General features: G+C 39.6%; 10 protein-coding genes. 4 read left to right on the plus strand and 6 right to left on the minus strand.

Annotation, left to right across the window (positions count from 1 at the left end; all coding sequences use genetic code 11):
* Positions 1-45: 45 nt before the first annotated feature.
* From B4Z90_RS20295 to B4Z90_RS20315, 5 genes are all read right to left on the minus strand, one after another.
* Positions 46-1281 carry an MFS transporter gene (locus tag B4Z90_RS20295; RefSeq protein ID WP_115049668.1) on the minus strand — a complete coding sequence of 412 codons (1236 nt, stop codon included), beginning with the start codon at positions 1279-1281 and terminating at the stop codon, positions 46-48.
* Positions 1282-1332: 51 nt separating this feature from the next.
* Complete coding sequence (locus B4Z90_RS20300; RefSeq protein ID WP_147282056.1) at positions 1333-2472, minus strand: hypothetical protein; 1140 nt, start codon at positions 2470-2472, stop codon at positions 1333-1335.
* A gap of 88 nt (positions 2473-2560) precedes the next feature.
* A complete protein-coding gene (locus tag B4Z90_RS20305; RefSeq protein ID WP_286803168.1) occupies positions 2561-3481 on the minus strand; it encodes a dihydrodipicolinate synthase family protein in 921 nt (306 codons plus the stop codon).
* Positions 3482-3555: 74 nt separating this feature from the next.
* Complete coding sequence (locus B4Z90_RS20310) at positions 3556-5121, minus strand: RagB/SusD family nutrient uptake outer membrane protein (protein WP_115049662.1); 1566 nt, start codon at positions 5119-5121, stop codon at positions 3556-3558.
* Positions 5122-5130: 9 nt separating this feature from the next.
* Positions 5131-8418, minus strand: a complete 3288-nt coding sequence (locus B4Z90_RS20315; RefSeq protein ID WP_070564845.1) for a SusC/RagA family TonB-linked outer membrane protein — start codon at positions 8416-8418, stop codon at positions 5131-5133.
* Between the two features lie 148 nt (positions 8419-8566).
* Between B4Z90_RS20315 and B4Z90_RS20320 the strand changes: the two genes are divergently transcribed.
* From B4Z90_RS20320 to B4Z90_RS20330, 3 genes are all read left to right on the plus strand, one after another.
* On the plus strand, positions 8567-9295 hold the full coding sequence (locus B4Z90_RS20320) for a FadR/GntR family transcriptional regulator (protein WP_286767019.1): 729 nt from the start codon (positions 8567-8569) through the stop codon (positions 9293-9295).
* Between the two features lie 336 nt (positions 9296-9631).
* A complete protein-coding gene (locus B4Z90_RS20325; protein WP_115049660.1) occupies positions 9632-11164 on the plus strand; it encodes a sulfatase family protein in 1533 nt (510 codons plus the stop codon).
* Between the two features lie 293 nt (positions 11165-11457).
* Entirely contained in the window at positions 11458-14145 is a 2688-nt protein-coding gene (locus B4Z90_RS20330; protein WP_286803170.1) for a carboxypeptidase-like regulatory domain-containing protein, read from the plus strand.
* A 48-nt stretch (positions 14146-14193) separates the two neighbouring features.
* Here the strand turns inward: B4Z90_RS20330 and B4Z90_RS20335 are convergent, their stop codons facing one another.
* Positions 14194-14805, minus strand: a complete 612-nt coding sequence (locus B4Z90_RS20335; RefSeq protein ID WP_286803172.1) for a hypothetical protein — start codon at positions 14803-14805, stop codon at positions 14194-14196.
* Positions 14806-15234: 429 nt separating this feature from the next.
* Between B4Z90_RS20335 and B4Z90_RS20340 the strand changes: the two genes are divergently transcribed.
* The gene (locus tag B4Z90_RS20340) at positions 15235-18417 is read left to right on the plus strand and encodes a SusC/RagA family TonB-linked outer membrane protein (RefSeq protein ID WP_070564828.1); all 3183 of its coding nucleotides are present in this window, start codon (positions 15235-15237) and stop codon (positions 18415-18417) included.
* Positions 18418-18551 lie beyond the last annotated feature (134 nt).

The raw sequence follows: 18551 nt of genomic DNA on the forward strand, positions 1-18551 counted from the left end.
AAGGGTTTCATATTCATGATCTATTCATTCAGGATATAGCTGCGGTTACTTTTCCAGTGTTTTCGGTTTAAGAAATACGATTTGCAAGAGAAGTGCTAACAGTACCGCAGCCCCCAATAATGCAAAGCCTAACCCAAAATGGCCTTCATCCTTAAATCTTCCCAGCCATTGTGTGATGACAGCTCCAGCAAATACACCTACCATATTCATAAAGCCATAAGCGGTTGCCCGCAAATTTTTGGGAACAACCTGACAAAGAATAGGCATATTGTTGGCATCGAAAATACCAAAGCCAATTCCAAAACAGACTGCCGCCCCCACAACTGCAGGTAAGGTCTGACTTAACCCTAAAAACAATAAAGCCGGTATAGTCAGTCCAAGGCCAATGGCACTGGTATAGATGCGACCGCGGATATGTTTTTGCACCCATCGGTCACTGAGTATTCCGCCGACGATAACCCCGATAAAGGATGAGATCGCAATTGTAATTGTCGACAATGGACCTGCACTGGCCATTGGAATATTTAGGCTATCTGCAAACAATGTTGGCAGCCAATTTTTGATGGCCCAACCCGGTAAGCTTGGAGCGGCGAAATAAAACAATAGAATCCAGAATGCTACATTGGAAAATAGCAGCAGTAAGCTTTTAGAGAGGGGTAATTGATCTTCTGAAGTACGCTCATCAGTTGACGGTTCGTGCTTCTTCTCCAGGAGCAAGACTGCAAGTAGGAGGGCATAACATATTCCGATAATTCCAAACCAATGAAAAGCGGTATGCCATCCTTTTGAAGCGGCTAATGTTGCACCAAAACCGCCCAAAGCCTGCCCCGTATAGAGTCCTGTCATATGTAGCCCAATGGCCAGCGATCGATTTTTTCCAGTATGGTAATCGGCGATCAAGGAAAGGGCTGTCGGGATATACAGCGCTTCACTAAACCCCATAATAGCCCGTAGTACCAATAGTGTTGTGTAATCGTGCGCCATCCCCATACCATAAGTTACCGCTGACCAAACAAAAAGACTGCCTACGATCAGCCATTTTCTATTGCTACGATCGGCAACGATACCCGCTATCGGACTCATAAGACCATAGATGTAAAGAAACACGGCCATCAATACACCAAAAGTCTCAGCACGCTGCAATTGTGGAATATCGACCTGCATGGCTTCGCGCATAGTTGATAGCATCTGCCGGTCCATATAATTCAGCAGGGCTACCCCCCAAAGGAGTGCTACAACGAGCCACGGGTAAAAAGATTTATGTCGTAAAGAAGAGATCATCTTAAGCTTTATCAGGGTTATATGAATTTTTTATATCTTATTTTTTCAATCCTATTTATTAGAAAATGTTGCTACTAAAATCTCAGGAGTACGAACGCCTGCCTTAATTTCGCCGCTAGGCAAAATGATCATGTCGTCCCAGACCACCGCTGTCGTGGTCACCGGCCCATCCGATGGCAGATCCGCCATCCGGCTCCATTTTTTAAGATTCAAATCATAGCGCCATATTGCTCTACCGAAACCAGGATGATTGATTTGCAATTTGTTTTTAGCATCAATAAGTTGCTGTCTCTTCGATGGATTCGCTTCCTTTTTAGCGTCAAAGATCAACGATTCCACCCGATGGAAGGTATCACCCCGATCTGCGCTCAGCAACCATATTCCTTGGTCGGGTAATAAACATGCGGTTCCTGCCGCAGCAGGAAAAGGAATGTCTGCCTGTTTAGACCAGGTACGACCATCATCGGTAGAGCACCATAATTCATGGTATAACGTTGAAGGGCTCTCAGGATGAGCCTTTCTTCCACCCAGTAGATAAAGATTATTTTGGCTATCAGACAACAATTGTACATGGGAGACGGCATAGGGTAATTTTCCCACACAGCCCCATCCTTTTTCAAGATGCGCCAGATCCAATTGCAACACTTGGTCCGATACCGTATCCTGCTTTTCACCACCGACGATGACGAGTTTATTCCCATAAACTACCGCTCCCATATTGGCAAGCGGAAATGGGAGATCCGGAAAGTCTGACACCGAAATTTTCTTGTTAGAGCCATCGTATTTAATTAGTCTACAAGCAGCTGTTTTTCCTTCAGGAGTCTCTCCACCGATAACCAGCAATCCATCGGGTAGACTCAGGCTGGCAGCGTATGCAACCGCCATAGAAAGACTATCCTGCGCTGCTAAGCGTAGTCTTACCCCTTCTTTTCTGTAAATAAATACTTCTTTTTGGATCTCTTTCGCACCGCCTTCCCAGGGTGGTAAATGCGGGAAATTCGCTCCACCGGCAATCAGAAGACAATCGCCTGTGACACCAGCTATTGGTCCTGCCAAACCAATATGCGCCTTTCCATCTTGCATAGCCGGCAACGTAATGCCTTTATGCCATTCCAATTGACCGACTTGTGCATCAACAGCTCCTGTAAACAGTATTCCCACGATAACTCCCATCCAATGTTGTTTTGTCATATCTATTTATTGTTGAACATACTCGCCAAGCTATTCTTAGTTATCTCCTGAGGGAAACACGTTAGCCCACAAGAACAAGTGAGCTAACTTAATGTACGCAAAAACCCTGAAAGCCAACTTTCACCGCATCTTCCGTAAACAGTTCAAACTGCTCAACAGACATATTTTTCACGGGCAGTCTAAATGCTCCGCAGTCAAGCCCAATTAATTTCATATACGCTTTCCCTACTGAAATACCACCATACTTCCCTAACAACGTGATCATATCGATAGATTGCTGCTGCAAAGCATTAGCTTTTTCAAGCTCTCCCTTATCATAAGCCTCCATAAGTGCAAGGTATAAAGGTGCTGCGTAGTTATAGGTACTTCCGACCGCTCCTTTGTTACCTAATACCAAAGCGGACAGCATATTCTCATCTCTTCCCCATAACATATCATACTTGCGATCTGCATAATTCATACAGCTTAGAAAATCCATAAAATCTTCGTGTGTATATTTGATTCCCTTAAAATTGGGTATCACCCCATCAATCTGCTTCAACAGGTCGATCATCTGGAAATTTCCGCCGGTCAATACAGGAATATGATAATAATAGAAAGCCGTATTCGGTGCCGCACGTGCAATTTCCACACAACATTTTGCCAATTGATCCACATTAGCAGGTTTGAAATAAGATGGTGCAGTAAATGACACGACATCGACCCCTGCTTGCTCGGCCAGCCTAGCCAATTGTTGGCATTCTTTGATATTTGTTCCGCCCAGAAGCATCATGAGTGTAAATGCATCATCCTCTTTTGTCAATCTGGCCCAAGCTGTCATCACTGCAACTTTTTCCTCAAAAGTCAACGACACCCCTTCTCCGGTAGAGCCACAAATAAAGGCTCCCGTGACGCGGTTGCGCTTTAACATCGCATAGTATTGCGGAATCAGCTCAAGATTCAATTCTCCGTTTTCATCGAAAGGAGTAAATGGCGCTGCAATTAATCCTGAGATTTTTTGATTTAGCATATGGTATTTTATATAAAAAGTTAACAATATCCTGTCTCAGACCTTCGCGTGGGATTGAGACAGGATATTCGTTTTTAGGTTCCCTTATAACCTGGATTTTGCTGATCATTTAATTTGGGATCTACAGTAAGTGTCCCCAAGTCTATTGGCCATAAGATTTTATGTTTCTGACCATCAATATTGTTCAATACGCCGACTAAGTTCAAATCTTTACGAAACACCAATGGTTTTCCAGCAGAATCCTGCATGCGTCGCAAATCGAACCATCGCTTGCCCTCGGACACAAATTCCTTTGTACGTTCATAGAAGATCGCTAATTCGTTTGCCTCAAAACTGCTATTTATAAACAAAGGTGCTTTTCCAGCGTATGCCCGATTACGTACAGCCATGATTTCAGCAGTTGGATCCTCTCCCAATTTATTCTTAATTTCCGCCAACAATAAATAGGCCTCCGATAGACGATAAACAGGATAATCATCAGAATAGTTACGAACGCCGTCTATCAAAGTTCCCAAGAATTTTCTAAATACTATAGCAGATGTATTTCCTTTATTAAAATTAAGGAATGTTGCATTTGCCCTCGTATCAGCCTTTTCATATAATCTGTAGAGGTCCATTTTATACTCGTAACGGATCAAACCCGTGGATCCAGCCTGAAGAGGATCTTTTGGAATTGCCTGCCCATTATCATCTACATAGCCTGTGATATCATCACTTGCCGCATAAATGAAATTACTGAAAAATGAAGTCGCTTCTCCATTTAGGTAACGAAGTACAAAGATCATTTCAGCATTACCTTTCATCGCTGGTACACTGGCAGATTTAAAGGCCTCTGCAAAATTGCTGACAAGCGTATATTTAGGAATTACTTCTTCTATAGCGGCTTTTGCAAGTTTTAATTCCGCAAGACTATTCTCTGGGGCCTTTCCATCCACATCAACTTTGGCCGACCATAAATATACCTCCGTTTTTAACATTTTTGTTGCCGCCAAAGACCATTGTGCTTTTTGATTTTTAGTCTCGTAGTTTCCTGAAAACGATTTTTCCGATTTATCAACTTCCGATTTGATAAAGTCTAAGGTTTCTTTTTCCGTTTCTGTTCGCGCCTTATATGCTTCTTCTGCCGAGGTCGGGGTATTAATTGCTGCTTGTGGTTCTGTCACCAAAGGCACCCGGCCATAAGTTCTAAACAAATAGAAATAATAAAAAGCACGCAGTCCGTAGGCTTGCCCCAAATAGTAGCCCTTTTGCAGATCTGTCAAATAATCGGCTTTCTCAACCTGATAAATAAAATTGTTTACCTGAAAAATTGGCGCGTACAATCCAGCCCAGCCCGATATGCCAGGAGAACTTTCACGAATATCCTGTGTAATTATCCCTGCTGAGTTCAATGATGCTGTTCCTGTAAAACTGGTACCATCTCTTAAGGTTCCCCCACGCAGTTCACCCAAATTCCATAAGTTTTGCTGTTGTCCACGTAACTGGGTGTGGAGTCCCAACATAGCACCAGCAACCTGCTCGTTGCTTTTCCAGAAACTGCCGCTGGCAAAGTAATCCTCGGGACTAAGGTCTAAGTCAATTTCTTTGCAAGAAGAAAACAGAAAAACTGCAAGACCTATATATATAAATATCTTTTTCATAATTTGGAATTAAAATGTTAATTGAAGCCCAAGTATAAATGTTTTAGGAAGAGGGTATCCGCCTCCATTTTGTCCCACACTTCCACTTTCAGGGGAGAACAATGTATTTTTTGACCAATAGTGTAAATTTTGGCCTGTGGCGGAGATGCTTAAATCTTCCATTTTTAATCGGTTAGCAATGGATTTAGGCAAGCGATAAGAGACATTAATCTCTCTAAATGCCAGATAATTTCCTTTATTATAAAACATACTACTTTCCCGACTCGTATTATTTTTAAATAATTGATCTGCCCAATAATAAGTCGGATATTTTGCATTTGGATTTTCAGGTGTCCATGTATCAAATACACTTGTTGTCGTATTGAATGTTCCCTGCATCATTCCAAGAAACCAGGCTCTCGGTCCGTCATAAGCAACATAGCCCAATGCGTAATCAAAACGGGTACTCAAGTTAATATTCTTCCAGCGCAAAGCTGCACCAAATCCGCCCGTCCATCTCGGCACTGTATTTCCCATATACACCCTATCATAAGAATTGATTATACCATCTCCGTTTACATCCTTCCACATAACATCGCCTAAAGCTAATGGATAGTATAAATTCTTCTCACTACTGGACAACGCATTATAGACATCCGGATGTACCAATGTACGTGCACCGATCAGATCCTTCAATTGCAAGGCATAGCTATCCAACTGTTCTTTTGTCCGAATGATCCCGATGGCTTCATAAGCATAAGCAACATTCGGGTCTTGCCCCTCCTGATTGCCTCCTACCCAAATGAGTTCTTTGGATTTTGGATCATAAACCTGTAAACCGCCTTGTCTGTTATTTTCAACGCCATTAAAAGGCAATTTTAAGATCTTGTTCTTATTATACGCCGTATTCCAATTAAAGCTTAGATCCCAATCTTTCCTTCTCAGCATTTGATAATTCACCCCAATTTCGACTCCCTGATTCTGCATATCACCATTGTTGGTCGTAATTGTAGTAAAACCGGCTGAAGCTGGTAATGATAAACTTGCAATCTTATCTTTAGTCGTCCGATGATAATAGGCAAGACTCAAATCAATCTTATTTAAGATTCTGGATTCAAGTCCGACTTCTTTTGTAATCAAACTCTCCCATTTGAGGTTTGGAATTGAAAGCGTGGACATGGTGTACCCCACTTGCCCATCATACTTGTTTGTGCCATATGAACCTTGAAGTGTATAAGATCCGATTCCACTGACATTACCGTTCCCTCCATAACTAGCGCGTAATTTTAACGTATTTACGACTTTATCAGTGCCTAAATAATCCTTCAGGAAATCTTCACGGTGTAGAGCCCAACCGACTGAAACTCCAGGAAAGGTTCCCCATCGATTATTTAGTAATGTCGAATAACCATCTCTACGTGCAGTCAATGTCAAAAGGTATTTTTCTTTATAGTCATAGTTTACTCGTCCAAAATAGGACATGATACGTTGTCGATCATGGTATGAATCGATACTTCTTTTATTGGCCTCTGGACTCGTTAATCCAAGATCCATAAAGTCGTCTGTTGGAGCTCCACTTCCCGCAGCTGTAAATCCATTGTTATACGTATCAAAAAATTCCGACCCCAACATCGCGTCAATATGATGCGAACTCGCGATTTCAGTTCTGTAATTTAAGACTGCGTTATAGGTTTGATTATATATTTTATCATAGGAAGCCGAGGAATTTCTTGTGCGAACATAATTTCCTGGGCTGGCTATATAATCCTTATTAAAGGACTCCGAAGTAGACTGGTTAAAAAACCAGTTTCCACTGACGCGTAAGCTAAGATTCTCCAAAAAATTAATTGTAAAAGCTTGGGTAAGCGTAAGCTTCTGATTTAGATTTTTACGAATGAACTTATCATCATTTACCAGAGGGTTCCCATCTTGATAATCACGACCAACGAGCAGATCTCCATTGGCATTTGTACCACGCATTGTTGGAGGGGCCCCCAGTGCCCGCGTCATATAGTTTCCTTCTCCGTTAATAGCGTCACGCCATTTCGTATACGCGAAATTCACCCCTGACAATGAATGTAGCCAAGGTTTAACTTTATATTCGCCATTTAACACAAAAGTTGTACGATCATAAAAAGTATTGATTGGCATCCCTTTCTCGTTATACTTCCCCACACTTCCATAATATTTACCTTTATCGTTCCCACCTTGTAATGCGATATTATAATCTTGCGTCAAACTAGCATCACGAAGTGCATATTTAGCATAATCAAAATCTTTAAAAATTAGTTCTTTTCCAGTCACAGGATCAATCATGGTCTGCCATCCCTGTTGCAACAATTCACGATTGGTATCATCGAGCAACATGGTACTCCACACGGCATTGCTGGTAAGATTACCATCTAGGATATTTCCTTTATCATCCTTATATTTATTCCCCGTACCAAAGGGGCCCACACTCGTTAATTGATTCAATTGGGACGGTTGATATTGCCCAGATACCTGAACACCTTTTCTACTCCAGTTTAAGTAATCTTTGGCACTTAGGAAATCAAAAGGGTTGTTCAATTTATTAACACCAACTTTAGACGACAATGTAATATTGGAAACACCTTCTTTTCCCCTTTTTGTGGTTATCAATATCACACCGTTTGCAGCCCTAGCACCATAAATTGCTGTAGCAGAAGCATCTTTTAAGACATCTATCGATTCAATGTCATTTTGATTAATGTCATTAAATCCATTTCTAATCAAGCCGTCAACAATAACCAATGGCGTGCCACCGCCGCCATACGTAGTCCCACCTCGAAGCACAACCGTGGGTACAGCTCCCGGTCTTCCTGAAGTTTGCTGCACTCGAATACCCGGTATCGTACCCGCTAAAGCAGAAGCTGGGTTCGAGCGAACTCCAGTTTCAAGCACTTTTTTATCCAAGCTGCTTACAGACCCCGTTAAATTCGACTTCTTCATTTTTCCATACCCGACCACCACGACTTCATCCATTTGCTCAACCTTGGACTCGAGTTTGATATCCAATTGATTTAATTGCCCAACTTTCACTTCATATGGTCTATACCCCGTAGACGTGATAATTAATACGGTATTGGGATTCGTGCTGATCGAGAATGTTCCATCAGCGTTTGTCTGCAAAGATTGGCTGGACCCTTTGACTTTTACAGTAACATTGCCAAGCAATTCCCCTGTCTTTGCATCGGTAATTTTACCCCGCACGGCATGGTCTTGTGCTTGCGCTAAGAGCATGTTGCCCATCAAAATAGACAGGCTGAGGAGGGTTCGTAATTTTAGGTTTGAATACATATTGGTTTGTATTAAGTATTACATATATGCAAATATATAAATTACAAAATGTAAAAAACAAATTTTAATTAAATTATGTATAACATATTAATCACATTTATTAATTATCTTTGCCTTAACGCGCCTAATGCGCTATTATGTAATATATATGGAACCGAATTCTTCGTTCATAGAACATCTGAATACAATTGATACTTCTTCTCTTGTAGATCGTGCCGAAAAAGAAATCATCAATCTTTTTGTCAATCAAGGCTTAAAGGTTGGAGATGCTTTACCTAAGGAAATTGAGCTGGCAGAAACCCTTGGCGTAAGTCGTACGGTGGTTCGCGAAGCCATGTTGCGGTTGCGTATGGTCGGATTGATCGAGTCCAAAAAACATCGCGGAGCTGTTTTAACGAGTCCAGATCTTATAAAACCCCTACGCAAATCACTTTATCCGACCATTATGGAAAACAAGACCTTACAGGATCTTTTTGAAATGCGTATGGTTCTGGAGATAGGTATGGCGGATATTCTCTTTGAACATATACAAGAAAAGGACATTGAGGAATTGGAAGCGATCGTTGCAAAAGAACCTATAGATGCAGATAATACTATTTTCGACATTGAAACTGAAATTGCCTTCCATGGTAAGCTTTACGAAATAACTGGAAATACGATTCTCAAAGACTTTCAGAACATGCTTTTACCTGTTTTTCAGTATGTGCACAGCAGTGGCTTACTGACCAGTCCCAGCTCATCGAAAAGCTTTATCTCACACCGAGGCCTAGTAGATATATTGAAGGTGGGCAATGCTGAGGTGTTTCGAAATGCCATGCGCAAGCATCTTGATAATCATTATCAGCGCCTCTTTTTATATAAGAAATCTATTGGATAATCTGTTTAACAGGATTGATTCACTTTACGATAGAAAGGCCCGATTATATGATTGGGCTTTAAGCATCTACTAAAGCGAAGAGTATACACTTAATATTGCCTTAAATCCCATAATTGTCCTATAAAAAAGATCTGATCTATCCTTTATTCTCATTGTAATTCGAATCAAAAATACAGCGGCAATGATATGAAAAAGTAAATTCACTCACTTAATTATTTTATGTAATACATAATAATCATTATCTTAGTCAGCATGATAATGCTTCGCTAACGCTATACTATTTCAAATCGCATAGCTTAAAAAAGCTTGATTCATTCAATTTAAACCGAAAACACAATGAAACTCAGGATCTTTTTATTTGCTGTACTCGCAACATTTCTGCATAAAAATACATTTGCACAAAAAAAGCCTAATATCATTATCATTATTTCCGATGATCATGCCTATCAGGCAATAGGCGCCTATGGTTCGAAATACGGAAAAACACCACAGATAGATCGCATCGCTGCTCAGGGTGCTCTATTTAAAAATGCGTTTGTAAACAATTCCATCTGCGGACCATCCCGGGCTACATTATTGACGGGCAAGTACAGCCATAAAAATGGATTCAAAGACAATGAAACTTCTGAATTCGACTTTAGCCAAGATCTTTTTGTGAAACAGCTCCAAAACGTAGGTTACAATACCGCTTGGGTGGGTAAAATTCACTTAGGAGACAAACTGCAAGGTTTCAACTATTATGACATTCTTGTTGGGCAGGGAACCTATTTTAATCCAGATTTTATCAGCAAAGAGGGCCGCAAACGCACTGAAGGGTATGTATCCGATATCGTAACCGAAAAAGCAATTGATTGGTTAGATACCGTAGATGCTGAGAAGCCCTTTTGTCTAGTCATCGGTCACAAAGCTACACACCGTACCTGGATGCCGGATCCAAAGGACTTTGGGAGCTATGATGCTGTAAATTTCACCTTACCCGCTACTTTCTACGACAATTACCAAAGTAGGCCGGCAGCTGCATTGCAGGAAATGTCCATTGACAAGGACATGAAAATGGGCTACGATCTCAAAATGTTCAATTCGTTGGAAGACATGATGGCCGACGGTAACTTCAAGCGGATGAACCAAACTCAAAAGGACAGCTATATCGCCTATTACCGTCCTATTTATGAACAATTGAAACAGGGTAATTTGACAGGAAAACAGCTCGCTGAATGGAAATTTAGACGATATATGATTGATTATCTCAATACTGCCCAATCCATGGACCGCAACATCGGGAAAGTATTGGATTATTTAGATCGAAAATCCCTCGCTGAAAATACAATTGTAATCTATCTTTCAGACCAAGGTTTTTATATGGGTGAACATGGCTGGTTCGATAAACGTTGGATGTATGAGGAGTCTTTTCGTACACCAATGGTCATGCGGTACCCAGCCCTGTTACACCCAAACTCAACTATAAATGCTAAAATTGTCAACGCTGATATCGCTCCCACGCTATTGGAATTAGCTGCTATCCAAAAACCGAAAGACATGCAAGGTGAATCTTTTGTTCATGTTCTGAAAAATAACAGCGAGGAACATCGGAAAGATCTGTTCTATCATTATTTTGAAAATGGCGAACATGCCGTGAGCCCCCACTTTGGTGTTCGTGATGATCGGTATAAATTGATCCGCTATTATAAACGGATCGAAAATTGGGAACTCTTTGACCTTCAGAAGGATCCCAATGAACTCCATAATATCTACAAGGATCCTACCTATCGAAGCGTCGTCAAACGGATGAAAAAGAAACTTCTCACGCAAATGCGCCAATTTGATGACAAAGAAGCAGAAGCAATTTACAAAATCAACATCGACCAATAATGCCATGAGGGTATCCGATCTACTGGATACCCTCATTTTAATACTATACCCTTCTTCAAATTGCTTATCGAAATGCTAGCTATATCGTGAAGCACAATATAATCATCGCAAAAAGATTGCCCTTCAAACAAATAATTCAAAAGATATTGTAACAAATAAAATCCGCAATCGATTGTTTTTTAAATAAATTTTCATTTATAATATAAAATTCATTTCTTTAATATTGTATTAAAATGATTTACATTTAATCATTTTGACCCTCAATATAGCCAAGATATACGTACTTAAATTTTATGAAAATTTACTTATTTTTAATTTTATTACTAACCACAACTATAGTTATAGGCCAATCGAAGGGAAAAGTTCTCGGGACGGTATTTTCTCAAAACGCGGAACCATTAGAAAAAGCAACTGTAACGATTCTCAATTCAAAAGACTCTTCCGTGGTTTCCTATCTCCTTACTGATACAAAAGGTAAGTTTGAATTTGTTAAAATTCCAACAGGCACCGCACTAACACTTTTTATTTCACATGTCAATGCAAATCCCTTTCGTCAAGAATTCAATATTCCTAACGGAGAAAATTATGATTTCACTCTATTAAAGCTCGATTCCAAAAGTCTCGATGAAGTAGTCGTCAATATCGTTCCCCCCGTGCGGATGAATAAAGATACGTTAGAATATAACACCAACTTCTTCAAAACTCGCCCCAACGTCAACGTAGAGGAATTGCTCAAAGAACTACCTGGTCTGCAGGTCAATATGGATGGTTCGATTTACTATCAAGGAAAAGAGGTTTCAAAAGTAAAAGTAAATGAAAAGGATTTCTTTTCGAGTGATCTCCGTATTGCTACACGAAACCTGGACGCTTCGCTTATTAAAACTGTACAGGTGTACCGTGATAAGGGTGAAACAAAAAAGGATAATGAAGACGAAGATAAACTGCCGATCACGATTAATTTAAAATTTAAGAAAGATTTCCTCAGAGCGAGCTTCGGTAAGCTCTATGGCAGTGCCGGTACCCGGAGTAGATATGAGGCTGGCGGTTTATTCAATACATTTAAGGATACACTCCAGCTGAGTTTAATCGGTTTCGGAAATAACATTAACCGCCAAAGTTTTGACTACAATGAATTGAACCAAGAAGCTGGGCTTGGTCGTTCCGAAAATTATGGTTTTGATAATTTTGGAGGTAGAAACTATTCAGGTAAAGCCAACGATATAGGCTTAGGATTTAACCTCAACAATGACTGGGGAAAGAAAACCAAGTTGAATATCATGTATATGCTGAAATATAATAAAGCCGAAAATCAGAATACAGGCAATCAAATTTCTTTATTCGACCAGGAAAAACAATATTCAGAATCCAATTACCAACAACAGGAGAGATCTGTAGGGCATAATATCAAAACCCTGCTCCGTCATCGCATGGACACCACAGCCTACTTTGAATTTACACCGAGTTTGGGTATCAATACAAAAAACAGCTCAACCTTAGGAAGGAACCGCTCCTATACGGATCTCAAAAAACTAAATGACGCAACAGGTACAGGAGGAAATAATGAAAATACACTAAACTATTCACATGGTTTCTATATCGAAAAACAACTCCATAAAAATCATATTGTATCGTTTAGAAATACGGTTTCCATCAATACCAATGAAAAGACCGACAGCTCTTTCCAGCTTACCAATATTTACGATACAGCGAATCCTCAAACTAGTCTATGGCATAAAAACCTAACACAAAATAATTCCAACAATCTCTATTTTAGTGCTGCCTATTACAATAAAACTATTAAAAAACTCAACTTTGATTATTATTTTACCTATGTCACCAACCGGCAGGGACCACAGGAGAGTGTGTACATCAACCGCGACAGTACTGGAGAAGTACATGCCGCTCCCTATGAAAATAGTTACCGTTACAAATACCAGGATTATATTACGGGGATTATATTTTACTGGAGACCAACCAAAGATTTCAACGTAAAATTTGGAACAGCCTATCAAGTAAAGGCAAATCATTTTGATTTACTTAAAATCAATTCGGTCGAGAAATCATCTTTAGGCTACTGGCTTCCCAATATTAACATCCGTTATAAAGATCTAAACCTCGGCTGGTACAAAGATCTCGAGTCTCCCGAACTCTACGGAATTCAACAGCTCGTCATGGATCTAAATCCATTGTATACGCGAAAGACATCTTTTATATTCAACAATATCGAAAAACAGAATGTTAGTATATCCTACTATAAGTATACCTCGAAATTGCAGTTTAATGTCAATGGGAATATCAATTATGTCAATAACAGCATCGGGAGCCGTAGCTGGCGAAACAACAATACAGGACAAATGACCACCCAGATGTTTCTTGCTGGATCAAAATATAACTATAGTGCCTATACTTACCTGAGATACAACCTAAAAGCTAATAAAAATTGGTCATTCTATCTATCGCAAAACAACAATATCTACACCTATGAAAATTATAGTTCCATCAATGATGTTGATAATAAAGGGACCAATATAGGGATTAATGCCAGCCAACAATTTTCCGCGACTTGGAAAAACATGGTGACGATATCACCACAGTACACTTATTCTTGGAACAAAAACATAAATTCGGTAAAAGATAAACCCGACTTTATTGAATCAACCTATTCTACACATAAAATAGGCGCAGGAATGAATATTAATCCGATCCACGGGTTTTCATTGGAATCTACCTACTCGCTAGATAACCGGGCCAGCGGATTGAGTGGAAGAAAAAACTACCATATCTTAAATGCTTCAGTCTATTACACATTGAAAAACAATTCACAGCTAAAATTGACTGGCTTTGACATATTGAATCAGAATACCCAAAATTATTGGGGCAGTCAGGGCAACAGGACGTATTTTGGAAATTCACTAACATTAAAACAATATTTTATGGTAGGTTATATTCACAAGTTTAATATTGTCAAAACAAAGAAATAGATCAGGTAAAGAGCTGAAGCTTGTTCATAACAACGATAAAAATAATCATTACAATCTTTCAATATTCGATATCTTACTTTTCATTTCTTCAAGTTCAGCTCGTGATAAACGTTGCTTTTCAGAATAGCTATCTGCATGTTGCTCGCGCAATTTGCGTAGGCCCTTTCGGCTATCCGCTTCATAATCGTTTAGGTCAAAGATAACAGAGTCTTTCGTTAAATTGGCGATGCGATAAAGCGTACGCATGGTTTTTCCATCTTTTGTATAAGAAAACTCATACACATCGCCAACCTTTGGATCTTTCAGGTATTTTTCCTTCTTTTTTGCACCGGAAATTCCTGCTATAACAATAGCGGATACAAAAAGTCCAATCAGAACTAAGCCCGCAAAATATCCAATAGGTGTTTTACGGATAGTTCCCGATGATATGGACTGAAGTGTTTGTGGGTCGATTTCACGTTGATAACTTAGCTTTTTGCAATGGGTACACATGGTAATAATCTCCGAGGCATATGGAAATAGGGGTATCCAAAAAATATGAATGTACTTCACTTGTCTGTATGCAAAAAGAGACTGAGCAGTACCACAATATGCACAGTTGCCAATCGCCGATTGCGATCTGTTAGCTAATACCTTTGTTCTTGTGCCAAAAATAATCATTTTGTTATACGTTTTATTACATGGAATGGCTGAACAAGAATGTTGCCCTTTCCTATTTAAGAATACAAAGATTTACAATTCGTGCGTCGCTGTTTATGATTCGTATCCGCCAATCAATATTCTGATAGGCAACATATTGCATAGAACATATGAAGGTATTCCGGAAAGAAAACGAACTTGATTAATTAGCCTCCCCGCTCCTTTAACGACCACATCTCATCATTCTGACTCAAAAATTACAAAAAACAAAAAAACAAAGTATAGTTATCAGGTAGATTTTATATATTTGCATTAACATTTTTTAACACATGAAACAGCATACAGATAATATCCTTGAAAAACGAATGTCCTAAGGGGATGTTTTTACAGGTAAATTTCAAATATCTCCTATAACCCAACTCAAACAATAAACTCACTATTATAATTAATATGGCAAAAAATAACATAAATTTTGTCGTAATGGCCGCGCTTTGTCTTAGTACTGGTGCGCTATACGCACAAACCACTATAAAAGGAAAAGTAGTCGACAACAACAACAATCCTATCCAAGGGGCTACAGTTACCGAAACAAGCAGTAAAAAGCAGGTTCAAACAGATGCAAATGGATTATTTGAGTTCCCTTCGACCGGAAGCTCACTCAACATCAGCATTCAATACATTGGCTTTGAAACTAGGACTGTTCAAACCAATCCTACAGGTTTCACGACTGTTCAACTTCTGCCAACGACTTCACAGCTAAATGAAGTCGTTGTGACAGCCTTAGGTATTTCCCGCGAAAAAAAATCATTGGGTTACGCCGTACAGGAAGTTAAATCTGTTGAACTTCAGACGCGTCCCACCAATGCCCTCAGTGCCTTGTCTGGAAAAGTTGCAGGACTTCAAGTAACGACCTCAGGTGGAAATATGGGTGGATCTTCCCATGTTTTACTGAGAGGTATTAACTCAATCGCGGGGAACAATCAACCTCTATATGTCATTGATGGTACCCCAATTGATAATACCGATCTAAACTCTTCTTCTACTATCAACGGAAGTGCCGGTAAAGACGTTGGTAACATGATACAAGATATCAACCCAGACGACATTGATAATATTTCGGTATTAAAGGGGCCTTCTGCTGCTGCACTTTATGGTTCTAGGGCAGCCAATGGAGTTATATTGATTACCACCAAACGTGCATCAAAAGGTGAAAAAATAGATATTTCCTTAAATACTGGGGTTGATTTTGAAAATATCGTTCGATTACCCAAAAGACAACATCTCTATGGTCAAGGGTATTCTACAAGCTTTCAAACCCAAAACATCAACGGAACAGACTACAAAACAGTCGATTACGCCGCAGACGAAAGCTGGGGACCAAAACTGGACGGCACACCTGTGCTTCAATGGTATAATCTAAACCCTGAAGATGAGGCTAACTATTTAAATCCTTCTCCGTGGATTTATCCTAAAAATGATGTTAGTTATTTCTTTCGGACAGGTGTATCCAACACCAACAATTTTTCCATAGCAGGAAATAGCGGAAATACAAATTATCGCTTTTCCTACACTAATAAAAATGTAACGGGAACAACACCTAACTCCAGTTTGGGACGTAATACGTTTAACTTCTCAGGAGGTACACAATTAGGTAAACTGAAGATTAATTCGAATTTCAACTATATCCGTAATGCATCAGTAGGCCGTCCATGGACAGGTGCTTCCAATAGAAATATTATCCTGGAAGCATTCCAATGGGGAGCTGTACAAGTCGATTACAAAATACTGGAAAACTACAAACGTGAAGACGGAACCCCGTTAGCCTGGAACCGAACGGGATGGCAAAATACGCCTGCCGCCGAGGCGACCCGCTTTATTGATAATCCCTATTGGTCAGCCTATGAGTCGTACATGGAGGACAATAGAGATCGTTTCTACGGTAATATTGGTTTACAATATGACTTAAACAATTGGCTAACTTTAGGAGCTAAAGTACATGGAGATATTTATTCATTCCAATCCCAAGATCGAATTGCGGTATACTCACGAAGCACTTCTCAATACGAAGAAGCGAACAATAAGTTAAATGAATACAACTACGAATTTTTGGCTACCGCCAAGAAAAATTGGGATAAATTCTCCCTTATAGGAAACGTAGGCGCCAATCTCCGTGACCAGCAGCGGAAGCAAGACTACGCGATTACACAGGGTGGTTTGATTATTCCTAATTACTATAACCTGAAAAATGCCAATGCAGTTAAAATTGACAACTTCCGATACCATAGACGCATTGCATCAATCTATGGTAGCTTTTCTTTGGGATACAACGATTTTCTATACTTAGATGGAACAATACGTAATGACTGGTCATCTACATTGCCGACCAACAACAATTCATTTATATATCCATCCCTGACAGGTAGTTTTGTTTTTAGCCAATTGGAAGCCTTTAAAAAATTGGATTGGCTTAGTTTTGGTAAAATCCGCTTGGGATGGGCTCAAGTCGGAAATGACACAGATCCTTATCAATTGTATAAAGTCTACGAACCCGAACAATCCTTTGATGGACAAGCATCCTATGGGCTTCCAAGCACTAAACCAAATGCTAATCTAAAACCTGAAATTACCAGCTCTTGGGAGACAGGCGTAAATCTACAATTATTCAAAAATCGACTAGGATTTGATGTAACCTATTACAACAACAATTCTAGGAATCAAATCTTACCAGTTCCTGTTTCATCATCATTCGGGTATGCCGGAAAAGTATTCAATGCTGGAAAAATTAATAATAAAGGAATTGAAGTCGTCTTAAATGGTACCCCTATCAAACACGAAAATTTTACTTGGGATGCGACAATCAACTGGGCTAAAAATAAAAACAAAGTCATTAAACTGGATGATCAGGTCAATACATTGAGCTTAAGCAATTCCTTGGTCGAGCTCGTTGCACGTGAAGGAGAATCTTATGGTCAATTTTTGGGTTACGACTTTGTCTATGCTCCGGATGGACAACGCGTTGTACAGGCAGATGGCACCTACATGAAAACATCACAGTTGGTTCCTTTAGGGTCAGTACTACCCGATTTTACCTTCGGTATCCAAAACAGTTTCCGTTACAAAAACTTTAGTCTAGGCTTTTTAGTCTCGGGTCGAGTGGGTGGAAAATTCTTCTCACAAACCTATAAAGTTGGTATGTATTCGGGTATTTTGGATAAGACAGCTGCAAATAATATTCGTGAAACAGGTGTCGTTCTCGATGGCGTTAAGGGAGATGTTGCATTCCATAGTGATGGTTCGTATGATGTGAGTAACATCCAGCAGAATACCACCAATATTACCGCACAACAATGGGCGCGCAATGAATATAATGGCCCAACAACATTTTCAATTTTCGATGCAACATATGTTAAGTTAAGGGAAGTTACGCTGGGATACAATTTCAAATTAACTAATCCCAAAATTATCAAAAACATTGGCGTGAATGTATACGGACGTAACCTTTGGAACATTTATACCAAGAGTAAATATATTGATCCAGAGTTTACATCCAGCGGTGGAAATGTGCAGGGTATCGAAGGTGGAAATATACCTCTTCCGGTTACTTATGGCTTTAACGTTAATCTTAAATTTTAGAAGAATGAAACTCATCATGATTTATTCCGTAATATCCAAACCGGATAAATCTGATCGTTCATCAGCTTTAAAAGATAAACCAAGTGCAACTGATTCATAGATAATCAGAACAAGCACTTATAAATAAATATACA

Origin of the sequence: Sphingobacterium sp. UBA5639 (genome assembly GCF_002421245.1) — a bacterium.
Lineage (GTDB): Bacteria > Bacteroidota > Bacteroidia > Sphingobacteriales > Sphingobacteriaceae > Sphingobacterium > Sphingobacterium multivorum.

Coding starts and splice junctions, on each gene's coding strand:
- B4Z90_RS20295 (WP_115049668.1), bottom strand. CDS start 1,281: ATGATCTCTTCTTTACGACATAAATCTTTTTACCCGTGGCTCGTTGTA.
- B4Z90_RS20300 (WP_147282056.1), bottom strand. CDS start 2,472: ATGACAAAACAACATTGGATGGGAGTTATCGTGGGAATACTGTTTACA.
- B4Z90_RS20305 (WP_286803168.1), bottom strand. CDS start 3,481: ATGCTAAATCAAAAAATCTCAGGATTAATTGCAGCGCCATTTACTCCT.
- B4Z90_RS20310 (WP_115049662.1), bottom strand. CDS start 5,121: ATGAAAAAGATATTTATATATATAGGTCTTGCAGTTTTTCTGTTTTCT.
- B4Z90_RS20315 (WP_070564845.1), bottom strand. CDS start 8,418: ATGTATTCAAACCTAAAATTACGAACCCTCCTCAGCCTGTCTATTTTG.
- B4Z90_RS20320 (WP_286767019.1), top strand. CDS start 8,567: ATGGAACCGAATTCTTCGTTCATAGAACATCTGAATACAATTGATACT.
- B4Z90_RS20325 (WP_115049660.1), top strand. CDS start 9,632: ATGAAACTCAGGATCTTTTTATTTGCTGTACTCGCAACATTTCTGCAT.
- B4Z90_RS20330 (WP_286803170.1), top strand. CDS start 11,458: ATGAAAATTTACTTATTTTTAATTTTATTACTAACCACAACTATAGTT.
- B4Z90_RS20335 (WP_286803172.1), bottom strand. CDS start 14,805: ATGATTATTTTTGGCACAAGAACAAAGGTATTAGCTAACAGATCGCAA.
- B4Z90_RS20340 (WP_070564828.1), top strand. CDS start 15,235: ATGGCAAAAAATAACATAAATTTTGTCGTAATGGCCGCGCTTTGTCTT.